The 17651-nt window shown below is 51.1% G+C and carries 15 protein-coding genes; 10 read left to right on the top strand and 5 right to left on the bottom strand.

Features of this window, described 5'->3' with window-relative positions; translation table 11 throughout:
- Window positions 1–22: 22 nt before the first annotated feature.
- Window positions 23–832, bottom strand: a complete 810-nt coding sequence (locus tag BLU30_RS04195) for a methyltetrahydrofolate cobalamin methyltransferase (RefSeq protein WP_090243780.1) — start codon at window positions 830–832, stop codon at window positions 23–25.
- Window positions 833–1056: 224 nt separating this feature from the next.
- Here BLU30_RS04195 and BLU30_RS04190 point away from each other — a divergent pair, with 224 nt between their 5' ends.
- On the top strand, window positions 1057–2346 hold the full coding sequence (locus BLU30_RS04190) for a hypothetical protein (protein WP_090243779.1): 1290 nt from the start codon (window positions 1057–1059) through the stop codon (window positions 2344–2346).
- A 25-nt stretch (window positions 2347–2371) separates the two neighbouring features.
- Here BLU30_RS04190 and BLU30_RS04185 read toward each other — a convergent pair whose 3' ends face one another.
- Both BLU30_RS04185 and BLU30_RS04180 read right to left on the bottom strand, forming a co-directional pair.
- Window positions 2372–3853, bottom strand: coding sequence for a PucR family transcriptional regulator (locus BLU30_RS04185; protein WP_090243778.1), 1482 nt, complete (start codon window positions 3851–3853; stop codon window positions 2372–2374).
- A 125-nt stretch (window positions 3854–3978) separates the two neighbouring features.
- Window positions 3979–4779 carry an arylamine N-acetyltransferase family protein gene (locus BLU30_RS04180; RefSeq protein WP_090243776.1) on the bottom strand — a complete coding sequence of 267 codons (801 nt, stop codon included), beginning with the start codon at window positions 4777–4779 and terminating at the stop codon, window positions 3979–3981.
- A gap of 229 nt (window positions 4780–5008) precedes the next feature.
- Here BLU30_RS04180 and BLU30_RS04175 point away from each other — a divergent pair, with 229 nt between their 5' ends.
- From BLU30_RS04175 to BLU30_RS04145, 7 genes are read left to right on the top strand one after another with little or no spacing between them, the layout of a single operon-like run.
- Window positions 5009–6010 (top strand): uroporphyrinogen decarboxylase family protein, encoded by a 1002-nt coding sequence (locus BLU30_RS04175; RefSeq protein WP_090243774.1) that lies wholly within the window; start codon window positions 5009–5011, stop codon window positions 6008–6010.
- A 37-nt stretch (window positions 6011–6047) separates the two neighbouring features.
- Window positions 6048–7481, top strand: a complete 1434-nt coding sequence (locus BLU30_RS04170) for an MFS transporter (protein ID WP_090243772.1) — start codon at window positions 6048–6050, stop codon at window positions 7479–7481.
- Between the two features lie 2 nt (window positions 7482–7483).
- Window positions 7484–8878 (top strand): SLC13 family permease, encoded by a 1395-nt coding sequence (locus BLU30_RS04165; protein ID WP_090243770.1) that lies wholly within the window; start codon window positions 7484–7486, stop codon window positions 8876–8878.
- Between the two features lie 30 nt (window positions 8879–8908).
- Complete coding sequence (locus BLU30_RS04160; protein WP_090243768.1) at window positions 8909–9964, top strand: uroporphyrinogen decarboxylase family protein; 1056 nt, start codon at window positions 8909–8911, stop codon at window positions 9962–9964.
- Between the two features lie 44 nt (window positions 9965–10008).
- Complete coding sequence (locus BLU30_RS04155) at window positions 10009–11562, top strand: PucR family transcriptional regulator (RefSeq protein WP_090243766.1); 1554 nt, start codon at window positions 10009–10011, stop codon at window positions 11560–11562.
- 12 nt (window positions 11563–11574) lie between these two features.
- Window positions 11575–12129, top strand: a complete 555-nt coding sequence (locus BLU30_RS04150; RefSeq protein WP_090243764.1) for a DUF1648 domain-containing protein — start codon at window positions 11575–11577, stop codon at window positions 12127–12129.
- A gap of 9 nt (window positions 12130–12138) precedes the next feature.
- Window positions 12139–13746: a PucR family transcriptional regulator gene (locus BLU30_RS04145; protein WP_090243762.1), complete on the top strand. Its 1608-nt coding sequence runs from the start codon at window positions 12139–12141 to the stop codon at window positions 13744–13746.
- Between the two features lie 16 nt (window positions 13747–13762).
- Here the strand turns inward: BLU30_RS04145 and BLU30_RS04140 are convergent, their stop codons facing one another.
- Both BLU30_RS04140 and BLU30_RS04135 read right to left on the bottom strand, forming a co-directional pair.
- Window positions 13763–14317: a DUF2284 domain-containing protein gene (locus BLU30_RS04140; RefSeq protein ID WP_242873502.1), complete on the bottom strand. Its 555-nt coding sequence runs from the start codon at window positions 14315–14317 to the stop codon at window positions 13763–13765.
- 119 nt (window positions 14318–14436) lie between these two features.
- Window positions 14437–15153 carry an HAD family hydrolase gene (locus BLU30_RS04135; protein WP_090243758.1) on the bottom strand — a complete coding sequence of 239 codons (717 nt, stop codon included), beginning with the start codon at window positions 15151–15153 and terminating at the stop codon, window positions 14437–14439.
- A gap of 98 nt (window positions 15154–15251) precedes the next feature.
- Between BLU30_RS04135 and BLU30_RS04130 the strand changes: the two genes are divergently transcribed.
- Together BLU30_RS04130 and cls are read left to right on the top strand one after the other, a co-directional pair.
- Window positions 15252–16076 (top strand): ferredoxin, encoded by an 825-nt coding sequence (locus BLU30_RS04130; RefSeq protein WP_090243756.1) that lies wholly within the window; start codon window positions 15252–15254, stop codon window positions 16074–16076.
- Window positions 16077–16098: 22 nt separating this feature from the next.
- Entirely contained in the window at window positions 16099–17568 is a 1470-nt protein-coding gene (cls, locus tag BLU30_RS04125) for a cardiolipin synthase (RefSeq protein ID WP_090243754.1), read from the top strand.
- The last annotated feature ends 83 nt before the right edge of the window (window positions 17569–17651 follow it).

Genomic DNA, 17651 nt, shown 5'->3' with positions numbered 1-17651 from the left:
AATATCCCGCTAATATAAAAAACTATTTCGTCGGCGGATTGCCGAATACGCCTTCTCGATAAGCACCAATGTATTCCATACAATAGTCATCCAGTCCCAATAGGGCTTCCGTTGCAAAAACCATTCCCATCAAGTCACGGTTTAAAGGATCAAATATCCCACTATCCATTCCAGCATTCATTGCCAGAACAGTAAAGGCTTGGTTAACCATCTTTCGGGCCGGCAGATTAAAGGAAATATTGCTGACAGCCCCGGTGACATGGATGGTGGGGTAAGCCGCCTTAATGGTTGTAATGACCTCTACCACCATGGCAATCCCATCTTCTGAGGTACACAGCATTTCTACCAGGGGATCAATATGAATCCGGGATGGATCGATACCAGCCGCATTGGCTCGGTCCATAATATTGTGAAAAACCCGGAGACGGTCCCCAGCCGTCTTAGGAATACCCGTATCATCCGACAAAAGGGCCACCACTTCCCAGGGCGTATCTGCAATAGCGGGGAAAACAATATCCATTTTATCCCCTTCGCCACTAACGGAGTTGATGATTCCCGGACGTTTACAATATTTCATCGCATCAATGCAGATTTGTGCATTGGGGCTGTCTACCGAAATGGGGGTATCGGTTACTTCCTGGACCAGGTCGATAAGCCACACCATTGTTTCAAGCTCGATGTCATCCCCCACAGATGCACAAACATCGATGTAGGTGGCACCAGCATCTGCCTGAGCCTTGGCAATCCCCCGAATATACTCTTCATCCCTAGCCGCAATGGCCTTCCCCATGGAGGGGATGGACCCATTGATTTTCTCTCCAATAATTATCATAGGCTACCTCACTTCTCTTGTGTTTATTTCATAGTCAAAGTATACCAGCTAGGGAAATTTTGGGCCATGTACGGATTATATGAAGGCATCGGATAGTTTTTTGTAATGGATTGGATAGATTGTACAGACGTTTGCAAACCATCATTCCTATGGTCATTTGACGATTTTGGATGTATAATGAATACTATATTTAAAATGAATACGTCTGTTAATGAGGAGAACCTATGAAAACAAAAGCCTATTTAAAAATGGATGCCGTCGGCGAGCAGTACCTATATCAGAATACGGACCGCTGTCCCAATGCCCCCCGTTATGAAGTCACCATGACTGAAACCATTGACCCTGATAAGCTGACTGCTGCACTCAATGATGTATACGCCCGCTTCCCACAAATGGCCGTTGGCATCGAAGAGCGCGGCAACTACATTGGCTACCGTGAAATCACAACCCCAGCGAAGGTTTATCCTGAAGAGGGACAAATCATCACCCTGGGCACCGAGGATTCCGACGGGCATTTAATCTATGTAACCTATGCCGAAAAAACCATTTATTGCGTGATCTTCCATGGCCTGGGAGATGGCCTGGGCTTTAATGTCTTTGTAAAATCCCTGGTCTTCCGCTATGCACAGCTTATGGGATATCCCGTAGAAAATGACGGCAGTATCCGCAGCGTGGATGAGCCCTTCGACCCCCTGGAAGCCGAGGATCAGGTGGAAAAGTACTGGAACCATTCCTTTGGTGCGCTTAAAACCATGCCCCACTACTCCGCATTTATGGTTCCCCTTGAAGAAAAGGAACCAGATGCGGGAGACACCATCGTTGAGATCAAGATTCCTTTCAAGGCACTCCACGGTGTAGCAAAGGCCTACCAGGCCTCGCCTTTAACCTTTCTATCCCCTGTTTTTGGAGCGGCAATTTATGAAAAATATGAAGAGCAGCTCGAACCGGGAAAACCGATTATTGCCGGCACCCCCATTAATCTAAGGCAGTTTTTCCCGACCCCTACCACACGCTATTTTGCAGTAACGGGGGGATTGGCCATCGGGAAAGCCTTCGATAAAAAGGATTTTTCTGAGATCCTTAAGGAAAACAAAGCCATTCTCGATGCACAAATGGATGGGGAATATCTCCTTAATGAATTTCTTAAGACCCTTCGATCATCGAAACCCCTCCTTGAAGCCAATATTCCCAATGAAAAGAAGCGGGAAATCGTGTACGAAGCTGTCACCTCCTTTCTGGATCAGTATACCTATCTGCTCACCAATATTGGGAACGTGGTCATGCCGGATAGCCTGCTGACCTATGTTGAGGACTTTAATGTGGTGCTTCCTGCGGGCATGACCCCCTTTACCATCGCGGTGACCTCCCTCAAGGGCATTATGACCCTCAACATTGCTCAATACAATAAAAGCACCGACATCTGTGAGCGCTTTGTGGAAATTCTAAACGCCCTAGATATCGGTGCGAAAATAAACCGGGTTTATTCCTTTCATACGATGCGGCAGTATCCGTAAAGCAGCATACTGTCCGGTCCTTTTATTATTCCTTCTCCACATCCCGCTCCCTTGCCTCGTCCAAAAGAAAGGACAGCAGCAAATGGTTTCGGGTCTGAATATTTTCCAAATCCACATCAAAGATCTCTTTAATCCGCTGGAGACGATAGAGTAAGGTATTGCGGTGAATGAATAATACCTTGGCCGTCTCCCGTTGATTGCGCTCATGGAGAAGGAATTCCCGCAGGGTGTCGTAATACTGGGTATCGTTTTTGCGGTCATGGGCCTTGAGCACCCGGACTGCCAGGTGGCGGATATCTGTGGTCAGATTCTCCCGGAGGACGTCCATGGCATAATCCAAGGCGTAATCCTCACAGCGATGGACCCGGCCTTCCGATCCTGCCCCATAGGTCAGGGCCATATCCGCCTGGAGATAGTAGCTGCATAAATTAAATACATTTTTAAAGGGATAGCTCACCCCGCAGCTGGTATCACTGGTGTTTAACAGCTCAATGAGCTCCTTAAACATCACGCTCTCCGGGAATTGGGCCAGATTTACAATGAGCATGATGGCCCCCTTGTACTCAAAGGTATAGCACCCCACAAAGGTTTTATCCATAATGCGCCGTACGGAATGGAGGATTCGATCCCCCGCCTCAGTACGAATCCGGATCAGCAGCTTTTCATCCGCCGCCATCCAGCCGATGGCATTGAGTCTTGCGACAATTTCTTCCTTGTCCACGGCTCCCCCTTCGAGGATTTCCAGAAAGACATGGGATTGGGAGGTCAGCTCCGAATCATCGGCATTGTATTCCTTCCAGGTTACTATCCGCCGGCCCAGGACCTGGAGAAGCTGGCACATTCCCTTGGTGAAGGTTGCATTGATTTCTCCAACAGAAATAAAGCCCACCAGCTCCTCCCCGGAAAATAGATTCTGATACATGGTCCGCCACCCCAAATAGGACAGGCGATGGACATAGGGCGTTTGATTGCGCTCGTACACCGATAGCTCCCGATTGTACTGGGCAATACGTTCAAAGGATGGAAAATGATTCTGCTCCAGGCTGTGATAGTATTCCAGATCCCCCTCCCCCAAATCAAAGGGGATGGTCGTCCCCAGGACCATGTAGCTGGCATCCATGACCACAATGGGGTTATCCCGGAACACCTCCCGGCTTTCATCCAGCATGGCCCGGATAGTACATCCCCTGAAAATCATAAGCTTGAGCTTCTCATCCCAATCCTTGTAATAATCGAAGGCTGCCAGGATCTTATTGTACACATCGTACACCGCCGTGGCATCCAATCCTGGAAATAAGAGGGTGTCTTTGCCGTGGGCGCAGAGCACCCCCTCCCGGGCACCACCAAAAAATTCCTTAATTCCCCCAATATACAGGGTATCTGCCTCTGTCTCCCCATCACTGGGGAAAAAACAGACATGCTGAATATCCGGCTTTCCCTCTTTGATATAAACCTCTTTATCATAATCTGCAAACCAATCTAACAGCAGATACATGCTGATCCTCATAATATCCCCCTCCCCCTCATAGTGATTCACATTTCACTGATAGCATATCATCCCCTGCCCTTGGGCACAATGTACAAAATGTCCAATTCACCTTCTCCCCAGGATATAATCCTTTGTACCTGGAATTAAGATCGATTGAGGGATGCCCGGGGAATGCCAAAGGCTTGCTCCAGGGTATCGAAGCGCACGGCCGGGGATGCCACCGAGTAAGTCTCCTTTCCTTCTGGGGTCCATTGGGTAAAAATATCCCCGGTAATGGCGCAGCTTCCCCCTGGCGTCCGGCGATTGACCATGCGCAGCTGTCGGAAAATAGACTGGGGGTGGTTCTCACAATAATAATTAAGGGCGATAAAATCCACAGGGTCAACAGGGTTCGTACTAAACTCCAAAATTGGCTCCGGGCCCTCGGCGGTTTCCCGGATCAGGGCCCACCAACTGCCTCCCTTAAAGTTGAGGCGGAAAGCCGTATCCACCAGATAGCGCCGGGACCCATCCTCAACGGGAAGGACCCCAGGGGGCATGGGGCCGCCGTAGCCCACATCCCCAAAGAAAAGCCGACCATCCATTTCAATGATGGTGCCCCGGTGAAGGACTGGAGGGGTAAAATCCTTCCCCCGTACAATCCGACAGATACAAGGCCATGCTCTAAAGCCACAGTCCCGAAGCAGGGCGTGAAATAAGGCGTTAAGTTCAAAGCAATAGCCGCCCCGCCTGCCGGTGATAATTTTTTGATAGAGCGCCCCAATCCTCAGATTGATGGGGGCAAGCCCCTCGAAGACATCGAGATTTTCAAAGGGGATGCTCATCTGATGGGCAAGGATCAGTGCGTCCAGCCAGGGGGTATCCCGGTGGATGGGTCCGGAAATGCCCAACCTTTCAAAATACCCATCTATATCTGGAATAGGCTCATATAATGCCTGATACATTTCTGTGATTCCTCCTCTACAATCATTAATTCAAACATTATACTCAGCCTCTAACCCCATGTAAAGCCCTGATGGATGTCTTCAGCTTCTTTCCTACAATGCGTACAGTTTTTCCCACGAATTCTTCTCGTGTTCGTCGGATTGAATCCCCTCTGGGAAGCTTATATAATGAATTTAGCGCAAAATGGTACCGTTTTATCGTTCAATCTTTTTTGGAGGGAGTATCTACATGTTAACACCAAAACAGAATTTTTTGGAAACCATCAAAATTGATGGTAAGCCGGATCGGCTGGTCAATCAGTACGAGGCCTGTATCCCCATTATGAATGATCCTATCCAGGTTTATACCCGGGGCAATCGGGTCCGGGGGAAAACCACCAATGACCGCTGGGGAACAGAAATCCTTTTCCCGGAGGACGCCCCAGGCCCCATGCCCCATGTAACCGAGGCCAATAAGGTTTGCCCGGATATTACCAAATGGCGGGAGTACGTTGTCGCTCCGGATTTAGTGGCCCATTGCTCCCAGGGGTGGGAACCGGCTCTGGAGGCCGCCGCCGCTGTAGATCACGATCAGTACCTCACCATGGGCTTTATGGGCACCGGGGTCTTTGAGCAATCCCATTTTCTCATGGGCTTTGAGGATACCCTGGTCAATCTATTGGAGGAGCCTGAGGCCATGCACGAGCTGGTGGATTACGTGGCGGAATACCGCTTCCAATACGCCAAGCTTCTGGTAGATAATCTCCACCCGGATGTCATCCTCTCCCATGACGATTGGGGCAGCAAGCTCTCCTTATTCATGCAGCCGGATACCTGGCGGGAATTTTTTAAAGATGCCTATATCCGCATCTACGGCTACATGAAGGACCACGGTGTCATCGTCATGCACCATGCTGATTCCTTCTGCGAACCCATCATCCAGGATATGATAGACATGGGAATCGATATCTGGCAGGGTGTGCTGCCGGAGAACGATATTTTAAAAATTCAGGCAGAAACCCAGGGGAAGATCACCCTTATGGGCGGCTTACGATCAGATTTTGATGTGGCGGATTACAATGAAGCCACCATCCGCCAAAATGTCCGCCAGGTGTGCGAAACTTACGGTCCCGGCGGTCACTTCATCCCCTGTATGACCTACGGCCTCACCGGAACCATCTTTCCGGAAGTGGACGATATCATTCGGGATGAAATTAACGCTTACAACCATGAAATCGATCCATTGAACTAAACTGTTTCTTTATCATTTATTCTACGAGAGGGATATTATGAGTGACAATACTGAAAACAAAGTGGGGACAAACACCCCTGAAAATAAGCCTTTAAGCAAGGCTCTACGTTATTTCTACGGTGTCGGGGACTGCGGTTTTTCCTTGATGACCAATGTTGAATCTTATTTCTTTAATTTCTTTCTGACCAACCTGGCCCAATTCAGCCTGGCCACCGTCACCATGATTACCACGGTAGCCAGTACGGTAGACGCCTGCCTGTCCTGGATCTACGGGGCGGTGCTCAACAGCATTAAGCCGAAAAAATGGGGACGGTATCGCTCCTGGCTTATCCTTCTGCCCTGGATGGTCCCCTTCCTCTTCGCCTTCCAATTTATGAAGATTGGAGATGGCCCTGTTTCCGCCATCATCATCATCGTTGCCGCCATCCTTTCCCATGTGGTTTGGAATTTCCCCTATGTGGCCAATGTCTCCATGATCGCAGTTGCCGGGAAGACCCCGGAAGACCGGGCTCAGCTGGCCTCTACCCGTGCGGCCTGGGCCAATCTGTCGAAGGTCATCTTCTCCTACGTGGGGGCTCCCCTGGCCGCCTTTTTCGCCGGTATCATCGGAGAGACCAGCCAATACGCCGCCACGGCCTTTGTCCTCGGTATCGTGATGGCCGTTCTGTATTTTGCCCATTTCAAAATGTTCGACGGCTATGAAGAAGTGGAAAACACCTCAGATGAAGATCTGGCAAGTGCCAAGGCCGCCCAGGATAAGGATAAGACCAGCGGCATGGACCTGGTCCGGGCCCTGGGTCAGAATCCACCCCTTATCATTCTGTTATTGGCAGATCTGGCCAAATGGTCCTTTAACTTTGTCTGCTCCGGGGTGGCGGTCTATTACTTTACCTATGTTGCCCACGATAAAGGCATGCTGGCCATGTATATTCTGATTTCCAATATCCTTTGTGTCGTTGGGTCCTACCTGGCTAAAAATCTGGCAGCTAAATTCTCCTCCCGGATGACGACCATCAGTACTTTTGTCATCATGGCGATCTTTATGTTCCTGGCTTACTTTATGTTCCAGAATATGTGGGCGGTCATTATCCTGATGTCCGTGGCCCAGTTTGGCTATGGCGTAGCCTATGCCCTGACCCCGGCCCTCTATGCTGATACCATTGTGTACTCCGAATGGAAAACGGGTAAAAATGCCACCGGCTGGATCAGCGGTCTCCAGAATGTGCCCCTGAAGGTAGCCATCATGACCCGGGGGATCATTATTTCCGGATGTCTGGCTGCTGGTGGCTTCAGCAGCGAAATCGACCCCGCCAGTGCCTCCATCGCCCTGCAAAAATCGGTGTGTATGGGCTTCATGACCATTCCGGCCATCGAGCTTCTCGTTGCTGCCGTTCTCCTGTTCTTTGGCTTTAAGATTACCCGGGATAAGGTGGAACAGTATCAGCTGGAAATCTCTGCCCGTCAAAACTGACAATGAAAAAGACACCACTTATCGGCGGTTTCCTGGCTGCAGCCATCCTCATCGGGATGTTTTTCGTCCCTGAAGCCGCCGGATTGACCGGTACCGGTATCCGTGCCCTGGGCATTATGATTGCCCTCATCGTCCTGCTGGTAACCGAAACCTTTCCCATTGGGGTGAGCTGTATTTTAGGCATCGCCCTGCTGGTTATCTTTGGGGTCAGCCCCACGGTTGCTTCGGCCCTTTCGGGGTATACCTCCCACGTTCTTTTCTTTGTGTTGGTCAGCTTTGGCATCTCCCAGGCCATTGTCAAGGTTCCCCTTTCCCGGCGTCTGCTGCGTTTTCTTATCCACCTTTTTGGCTATGAGAGCAAGCGCATTCTCCTGGCAATCATGCTCTGTGCCGGGTTGGTCTCCTCGATTATGTCCAACGTGGCCACCACGGCGGTCTTCATTACCATCGTCGAGGGAATCCTGGGGGCTTACGATCATGGCGTGGATCGGAAAAAAAGCGGCAAGGCCTTTATGATTGGCCTGCCCATTGCCAGCATGGTAGGGGGTATCATGACCCCAGCCGGCAGTCCCATTAATCTATTGGCCCTGGATTATCTGACCCAGGCCGGTATCCAGATTACCTTTGTCCAGTGGATGGTCATCGGAATTCCCATTGGCATCATCGGCCTTCTGCTTTCCTGGTTTATCATCAGCCGGGTTTTCTGTCCGGCTCTCCTGGGCGCCGGACGAATGGCGGCCTATTTGGAGTCTCTGGATATCCCAAAACACTTTGATGCCCAGGAACGCTATGTATTCATCCTGATTTCCGGCATCTTCATCCTGTGGGTATTGTCGTCCTGGATTCCTGTCTTAAATATTACCATTGTGGGCATCCTGGGATTTACCCTGCTCTTTTTGCCAGGCTTTTCCATTTTGACCTGGGGGGAATTCTGCGGCGAAGTCAGCTGGGCGGCTTTCTTCCTCATTGGAACCATGATGTCCATGGGCAATGCCCTGACCCAAAGCGGGGTCAGCGATTGGTTAGTAGGGACGGTGTTTCCTTCCTCAATGGCCATGCCCATCCCCATCATCCTTCTGGTGTTCAGCCTGATCTTCTTTGCCCTGCTCCTGCCCATTCCCTTGGGCCCGGTGCTCATCTCCATGCTGGGCGGACCCCTGACTGCTCTGGCCATCAGCTGGGGAATTTCCCCGGCACTGCTCATCCTGGCCCTGGCCATATGTGCGTCCTGCTGCTTTATTCTGCCCCTGGACACCGTCCCGCTTTTAACCTATGTTAAGGGCTATTATAAAATGCAGGAGATGCCCCGGGCATCCCTTCCCATCCAACTTAGTATTGCGGTTTGTATTGCCCTGTGGGTGCCCGTCGCCCTTGGTATCCTCGGTCTGGCTGGATAGCCTCAAAAAAAACATCTAAAGGAGAATAAAATGACAACCTTCAACCCTTCTGAACTCGATATTATCGGCGAATATAGCATGCCGGGGATCTACGGTGCGCCAGATTCCGTGGAACCCAAACGCAATTACCCCATTACTCCCAAGGAAAATATGCTGCGGATGCTCCGTGGCGAAATGCCCCTTTGGGTCCCTAACCAAACCACGGATAACAATGCCATCCAGCCCATGGTCATGCCCGATGCCACAGCCCGTGCCTTTGGGGGTACCGACTGGTTTGGTATTGAATGGGAGTACGAACCCCTGACCAAGGCGGCCATGGTTAAACCCGGAACCCGACGCCTCTCTGACATTACCCAGTGGGAATCGGAGATTATTTGGCCCGACCTTAACGCCATTGACTGGCAAAAGGATTACGAGGAGCACTACAAGGACCGCCTTGCAGAGGACCGCTTTTCATATTTTGTTATCGTCAACGGGCTCTTTGAACGCACGGCTGACCTCACCAGCTTTGAGGATACCTTCTGCTACCTTCTGGAGGAACCCGAGGCCCTCACCGCCTTTTTTGACAAGCTGGTGGACTGGCATATTCAGCTCATTCACATCGCCAGGGAGGTCTACCATGCGGATATGATTCTATTCCACGACGATATGGGCACCCAGATCAGCACCTTTTTCTCACCCAATACCTACCGGGAGCTTTTCCTGCCCCAGTACCAGAAGATCACCAAGGCCGCCCATGATTTAGGGATGTTCGTCTGCCTCCATTCCTGCGGCAACGTGGGCACGCTGATGCCCCTCTTTATTGAAGCGGGCTTTGATGCCTGGGAGGGACAGGACTCCGCCAACGATAAGGCTGACATCATGGCAAAATACGGTGCGGACCTGGCCCAGTGTACCCTATACATCGTCCCTGCAGATTTATCGGATGAGGACGCCGTGGCGGATATCCATAAACGGGTGGACGAGCTGGCGACAACCGGTCGCTTTGCCTGTCGCCTCCGGGATGAAAAGGCAGATCGGAAGGTCAACCTGGCCGAAGAACTCTACCGCTACAGCCGCCAGAAATATCTGGACCTTAAGGGTTGAGCGTGATAGAATACCTTAACACGAATCGATGGAGGTAAGGGCAGATGGTACAAGGGGATGCTTCCCAGGGTTTTCAACTGAATATCCAGGTGCTTTCCGATGCCCTGGAGGAGCATCTCTTTCCCAGTGAGATTCATCTCGGCCTGAACAAGCCCTGCCTAACGGGGGTTCGCCATTACCGGACGACCCCCATCCTTGATTCTTCCGTCGTCTACTTTCTCCGGGGGGATGATCTCCCGGCTAAGTGGCCAGCCCCCTATCTGAACCTCATCATCCTGGGGGATTGTGATGACAGCCAGATTCCCGGAGCTTTTTCATGGGTGCAATTTTCATCCACTGCCGATGGCGCCGTTCTCTTTTCCTTGGTTCAGGACATTTTTGATCGTTATGCTGACTGGGATATGGCCCTCCAACGTGCTCTATCCAGCGATGCGCCCTTTGAGGAGATGGCTAAGGTCAGTCTCCCCATCCTTAAAAATCCGATTTTTATCCACGACAGCGATTTCTATATCCTGGCCTGCCCCTGGAGCCCCGAAGGCATGGCTGGCTTTGACCGGGATGAACGGACCGGCCGCCGGATGGTGCTCTTCGACACCCTGAATACCTTCAAATTTGATGCGGAGTACACTCACTCCCTGGGTACCCATGGCCCCACCATGTTCTACAACAGCCCCAATGGCTATCGTATCCTCTACTTAAACCTTTGGTATGAAGGCCGCTACGAGGGACGAATCTGCGTTAACGAGCTTCGGCGCTCCATTGCCGACGGCGACTATTTATGCCTGGATTACCTGGGGCAGATGGTCTGCCAGCATATCGCCCGGTACAACGTGATTTGGAGCAGCTTTGTCAACGAAATTGACCCCTTCATTTCCAGGGTCCTTTCCGGTGAAGTCCTTAAGGACCATGAGATGCGTCTGAAGCTAGGCTACCTCCATTGGCATCCCGATGATGACTATCTGTGTATCCGTCTCCAGGCTCTGGAGTACGCCGAGGGGGAGCTCTCCCCCATTGGAGTCATCAGCTATATCGAGGCCCAGATCCGCCACTGCCACGCTTTCCCCTACGCGGAAGGCATCACCGTCATTGTCAATCTTACCCTGATTCAGTCCAGCACCTCTGCCATTTCATCCAAATTGGCCACCGTGATGCGGGAGGGGCTCTATCGCATTGGCCTATCCAATCCAGTGACTGGCTTTTCCCACCTTCCCAAGGCCTACCAGCAAGCGAATATTGCCCTGGGCTTCAGTATTAAATCAAACAGTATGATCTGGAGCCATGGCTTCAGGGAATATGCCCTGGATTTTTTTCTGGAAACAGCCAGTCAAAAGCTGCCTCCAGAGCGCCTTTGCCCCCAGGCTCTGTTGACCTTGAAGGCCTACGATGCCCAGCACCATGCCAGCCTTTACGACACCCTGGGCTGTTATCTGGAAAATGAGCGCAATGTCACCCGAACCGCCCGGGCTCTGTTCCTCCACCGGAGCACCCTGCTGTATCGGCTGTCCCGAATTGAGGCCCTCACCCACCTGGATCTTGAGGATCCCCAGCTTCGGCTGCATCTTGAGCTTTCATATCTTATGCTAAGCAGTACTGATTAAAGGAGAAATACCATGTCAACATCCCAAGAACAAGGCATCCACTTCGGCCGCCAATTACGGATATCCTATACACTCCTCACTATTTTGGTTTGGCAGGCGGTCATCATCATCGCCATCATGTGGCCCACTATCCCAGAATCCATCCCCACCCAATTTGCCTTAAACGGTGCCGTCACGGGCTACGGCAGCAAAACCACCTTGATTTTGCTGTGTGGTATTGGCATTGCCCTCTATGTCATGCATCTCATCCTCATTAATACCGTCCCGAAAAAAGCGGGGCCTCAACACTTCTTTGGTTATCGTCTATCCGCCTCGGCCAAAACCGACGATATTGCCCGGGGCCGAGAGATCATCATCGGACTGGTCACCTGTGTCGATGGTGCCATCGCCATTCTCCTGGACGTGGTCATCCTCTGTTCCGCCTTTGGCCTTCCCACCGGCCCCATCCTCCCCATTACCGCACTTTTGATCCTCGCCTCTATCCTGGTGTACGAGCACCGAATGAAGACAGTCCGTGTCCAGCTGGAGGAACGCATCGCCCACAAAGGGCATCCACTGCAAAGCTGAGGTTTCCCCATGCTTCCCACGAAAGACTATGCTGCCCCATATCCATTGCTCGATGGCTTTTATCCCGGTATCCAGATTATTATCGATGCCCTGGAAAGCCAGTATGGCGCCCTTGAGGTCTACCATCCGGATTTCACAAAACATTATTTAGGGGTCCGTTTTCTGGTGTCCCAGGATACGCCCTCCCCTCATTATCTCTATCTGGCAGAGAGCCATGGGGCTGCCCTCCTTAAGCAGTATCCCGGCGTCGACTGTATCATCGTCGGAGAAGCTTTCCAGGGGTTTTCATTTTCGAATGCCAAAGGCACCCTTCTTCACGTTCAAGGCACCCAAAGCCTGGAAGGGATGAGCGACTATTGCCACGCCGTCTTTGAGCGTATTTTCGCTTGGGATCGGGCCCTGATCAAGGCTATGGACAGCCAAACGCCCCTGGATGATCTCATCGAGGCCTCAAACACCCTCTTCGATAATCCGATCTTCGTCCACGATCGGAATTTCTTTATTTTATCCTGTCCCTGGCACGTTCCAGGGATGCTGGTCTTCCAGCAGGATATGAAAAGTAGAAAGTTGATTATCCCACCGAGTGTCATTAACGAGTTTAAATTAAGTAAGGAGTACCAGCACACCCTGACCACCCATGGCCCGGACATGTACTCCGCCGACCATCGGGGGTTTCGCATCCTTTATATCAACCTCTGGCAAAATAACCACTATCTGGGCCGGATCTGTGTGGATGAGCTGTCCTCGGAAATCAAGACCGGGGATGCCCAGCTTTTAGACCACCTGGCCTATTATGTACTCCAGGTGGTGGATCGACACAATCGTTTCTGGGTGGGCTCGGACCACTCCGGGGAGCAGCTCTTTACAGAGCTTTTGAGGGGAGAAGCGCCAGATCCCGGAGCCCTTTCGGATCTCCTCCATTATTTATCCTGGGAAGCAGAAGATACCTACCTATGTCTGAAGCTTTATAACGATCAGATGCGATTTACCGATCTCTCCTCCTCCAGCACCGCGGCCCTCATTGAAAGCCATGTCACTTCCAGCTATGCTTTTTTTTATGAGGATAGCATTGCCGTGGTGGTTAACCTGACCCACAGCGGGTGCCAGCCGGACCAGGTCATGATGAATATCGCCGTGGTCCTTCGGGAGTACCTCCTCAAAATGGGAATGAGCAACGTTCTCCCTGGCATCCACTGTCTGGGTAGCGGGTTCCTCCAGGCCGCCATCGCCCTGGAGGCGGGACAAAAGGCCGATGGCACCATCTGGCGTCATCAGTTTAAAGACTACGCCCTCTCCTATATGCTGGCTTGTGGCGAAGAGGCCCTGGCCGCTGATTATCTCGCTGACCCTGGGATTATTGCCCTCCGCCGTCACGATGCCGCCCATCCGTCCCATTTGTACACCACCCTCCAGGTGTATCTGGACTGCGAACGCAACCTGGTAAAGACCTCTGAGTGCCTGGGTATTCACCGCAGCACCCTCATCTATCGCCTATCCCGGATTAAAGAAATCATCCCCCTGGATCTGGACTCTCCGAGGAATCGAACGTATCTAAAGCTGTCTTTTTTGCTGCTCAATCAAAAAACTCGCCCGAAGGCGAGTGAAGCCCCAAAATGAACCCTTCCTTTTTTCTCTATCCCTTAAACAAAAACAACGCCGTATAGGCAATGGTATGCTCCCCATAATTGTAGGCAAGCCCATTATCCACACACAGCTGATTCACCAGCAGGCCATAGGCCTCCACAGAGGATGCCGCCGCCTCGGGGAAACGGCAGGGTGCATCGGGGTAGGCGCAGGTTTTACAGTGGGTACAGCTTCCCGCCGCAAGGGCCAGCACATCACCGGCTTTTTCCGTGTTCTCCTGGATCTGGCTGCGCAGCCGGGAAAAATTCTCCCAGTGGGTACTTCCCGCTGCCGCCATTCCCTCAAAGTCAAAGGAATCCTCCAGCTGTGCCACGGTTTGGACAATGAGGCCACAGTCACAGGCCAAAAGGGCACTGGCGCATTCCTCTAAATCCCCGCAGCCCGGAGGACAGGCCCAATTTTTGCCATACTGCCCACAGGCATTGGCCGCGCACATTTTTCGCACCTCCGGGTTGACCACCAGGGTTTCCATCTTCAGCGCGGCCACCTCAGAAAAGCCAGCCCCACGGGCCTGGTCCTTCCAATAAGTTAAATCCATCGACATATTCATTACCCCCTTTTTACCTATTATATCGGCTTTGCAGTCTTTCAAACCATAGATAATCTATCTAATTCCTAAAGACACCCAGAGGGGGATCCTTGTACAGTCCGCCCAATGGTTGATCAGGAATCTGATTCATGGATAAGATGGGCAACTACCGCCATCAGCTCATCCTCATCCTGAATGATAAAATCCGGTGGGGCGACCGCATCCTCCGGCAAGGGATTCCTTCGCCGATTGACCCAGATACTCTGCCAGCCCGCATTCTTGGCTCCCAGGACATCGTTGTGGAAGGCATCCCCAATAAACACACTTTGACCCCCATCAATGCCCAGCCGCTCTTCCACCATCCGAAAGGCTCGGATATCCGGCTTAGCCACTCCCATCTCCCCCGAAATAAAGAAGGATTTCTCAGGGAACCAATGCTTTAACCCCAACGCTTCAATTTTCCGGCGCTGATGGGGTCCCGGACCATTGGTGATAATCCCCATCACCACCCCCCGTTCCTTTAGCCAATCCAAAATCCGGATGATTCCCGGCAGCAGCTGCATATTTGCCTGATTCTTGGCATAAGCCTCCTGGAACGCCATGGCCCTGTCTTCAGATAGGATTGCCCCGCAATCCTCGAAGGCCTTACACACCCGATAAGCGTACATTTTCTCCGGTGGCAGCTCCCCAGCCTCCACCATGCCAAACACCTCATCACTGCGTACCCGGCTGCGTACGAAAAGCGTCTCGATAGGAAGCTCATCCCCATCCCCAAAAATTTCCCGATAAGCCCCTTCAAAAATATCCTTTTGATCGTATAAGGTATCGTCGATATCAAAAATAAAATTCACTCAATTTCCTCCGTTTTTTACGCTTTCTCTTATTATATCACAATCCTTTTTCCCCATTCTATGCTACAATAAGAATAATATTTTACAGGAGGTTTGTTATGGCCATTCAAAGGATTTTAGCCGTTTATTTCAGTGCTACTGGCACCACCAAATCCATCGTCACCACCATCGCCGAAGCCCTGGCCGGGCACCTCAAGCTGCCCATGGAAATCCTGGATTTCACCCTTCCCCAAAACAGACAAACACCCCTATCCTTTACCAAAGAGGACCTTGTCATCCTGGGGACACCAGTCATCGCCGGGCGTGTCCCCAACGTGCTGCTGCCCTATCTGTCCACTATGGAAGGGGGCGGCGCTTTATCCATCCCTGTGGTGGTTTTCGGTAACCGCCACTACGATGATGCCCTTGTAGAGCTCCGGGATATTCTCTTAGATGCCCACACCCACCCCATCGCCGCTGGTGCTTTTATCGGTGAGCACTCCTTTTCCCGTATTCTGGGTGCCGGCCGCCCGGATGACGAAGATCTCGCCACTGCTGTTTCCTTTGCCCACCAGGCCGCCGCATATCTGGAGGCCGCCACCCCTGTTGCCGTGGATGGAACACCCAAGCCCTACCGTGGGTATTACAAGCCCCAGGACCACCTGGGCAACCCCATTAATATCCTTAAGGTGAAACCAAAGACCAGTGATGCTTGTAATGGCTGTGGCCTTTGTGCCCACCGCTGCCCCATGGGCTCCATCAACCCAGGGGATTATACCCAAATTACCGGTATCTGTATTAAATGCTGTGCTTGTGTAAAAGCCTGTCCCCAGGCTGCCAAGTACTATGATGATCCCGGGTATTTATACCATCAACGCGAACTTGAGGAGATGTACCAAAGGCGAGCCCAGCCCCAATTGTTTTTTCCCAAGGATGCCGACTAGCCATTGAAAGGACTGACCTGCCATGCTTTTATTTCCCCTCAACTCCAAACTTGAAATTTTTGTCTTTATCTTAAATATCATTATGACCTTTGTCATCATTTTTTTGGAACGTAAAACGCCTAAAAGCACCTACGCCTGGCTTCTTTTTCTTTGGATTATTCCCATCCTGGGCTTTGTATTCTATCTCTTCCTCTCCCAAAACCTGACCCGGCGTAAAATTTATCGCTATGATACCCCAGAGGAAGAGGAGTACCAAAAAATGATGCTTGGAAAGAGCCTTATCCATTTCGGCTCTGATGACGACACCCAAAAACAGCTTTTTCACCAATACCATAACAACATTGATTACAACATTAACACCTGTGAAGCCTTTTTCACCAATAATAATTGCATTGACATCTATACGGATGGCCATGCCAAATTTGAAGCCCTCTTTAAGGCCATTGAGGAAGCAAAATCCAGTATCCACCTGGAATACTACATCATCAAATACGATGATCTGGGGCGACGACTTCTGACACTCCTTACGCGTAAGGCTTCCGAAGGGGTGGAAGTCCGACTCCTTTACGATGAAATGGGAGGACGGTATATCCCCCGACGAAAGCTAAAGGAATTTGCCCGGGCTGGTGGAGAATATGGGGCCTTTTTCCCCACTAAGCTCCGGGTGGTCAATTTGAGGGTTAACTACCGGGATCACCGAAAAATTGCCGTCATCGATGGACAAACCGCTTTTATCGGGGGATATAATATTGGCGATGAATACCTGGGGAAAAACCCTAAAATGGGCTACTGGCGGGATACCCATCTTCGGATTTCCGGCTATGCCGTATACGAACTCCAGAGACGATTCTTTTTAGACTGGCGCACCAGTGATAACATTGATCCCATCGATTTAGACCCTGGTTGCATTGGCCGTTATTATCCCGATATGCCAAAAATCTGTGGTGCCGGTATTCAAATCGTATCCAGTGGCCCAGATGATCCCAACCAGGTGATCAAACAGGATTTCCTGAGGATGATTACCAATGCCAAGGAACATATCTACATCCAAAGTCCCTACTTCGTCCCTGACGAAAGTGTCCTGGAATCCTTAAAAATCGCCATTTTATCCGGGGTCGATGTCCGGATTATGATTCCGGATAAGCCCGACCACATCTTTATTTATTGGGCAACCCTGGCCTACGTAGGTGAACTGGTGGAGTACGGTGCCAAAATTTATATTTATGAAAATGGCTTTCTTCATGCCAAAACCATCACCGTGGATGATGAAATCTGCGCCGTGGGCTCCTGTAATTTCGATATCCGAAGCTTCAGCCTGAACTTCGAATCCAACGCCTTTGTTTACGATCAAGGCACCGCCACCGCACTGCGTCATATTTTTCATAGGGATATTGAAAAATCTCAGCGCTATGATCTGGAGACCTACCGCAGCCGTCCCCGACGGATTAAAATCAAGGAATCCATCTCCCGATTATTTGCACCACTATTATAAAAAACGCCCCCTTATCCAGGGGGCATTCAAAGTGAAGACAAAGTGGTGTAGCACGGTCAGAGAGAGGATAAAAAAGATTCACC

The sequence above is a fragment of the Eubacterium barkeri genome (assembly GCF_900107125.1).
Lineage (GTDB): Bacteria > Bacillota > Clostridia > Eubacteriales > Eubacteriaceae > Eubacterium_O > Eubacterium_O barkeri.
Note: the sequence above shows the minus strand (reverse complement) of the source record. Positions and strands in the feature narration are given on the sequence as shown.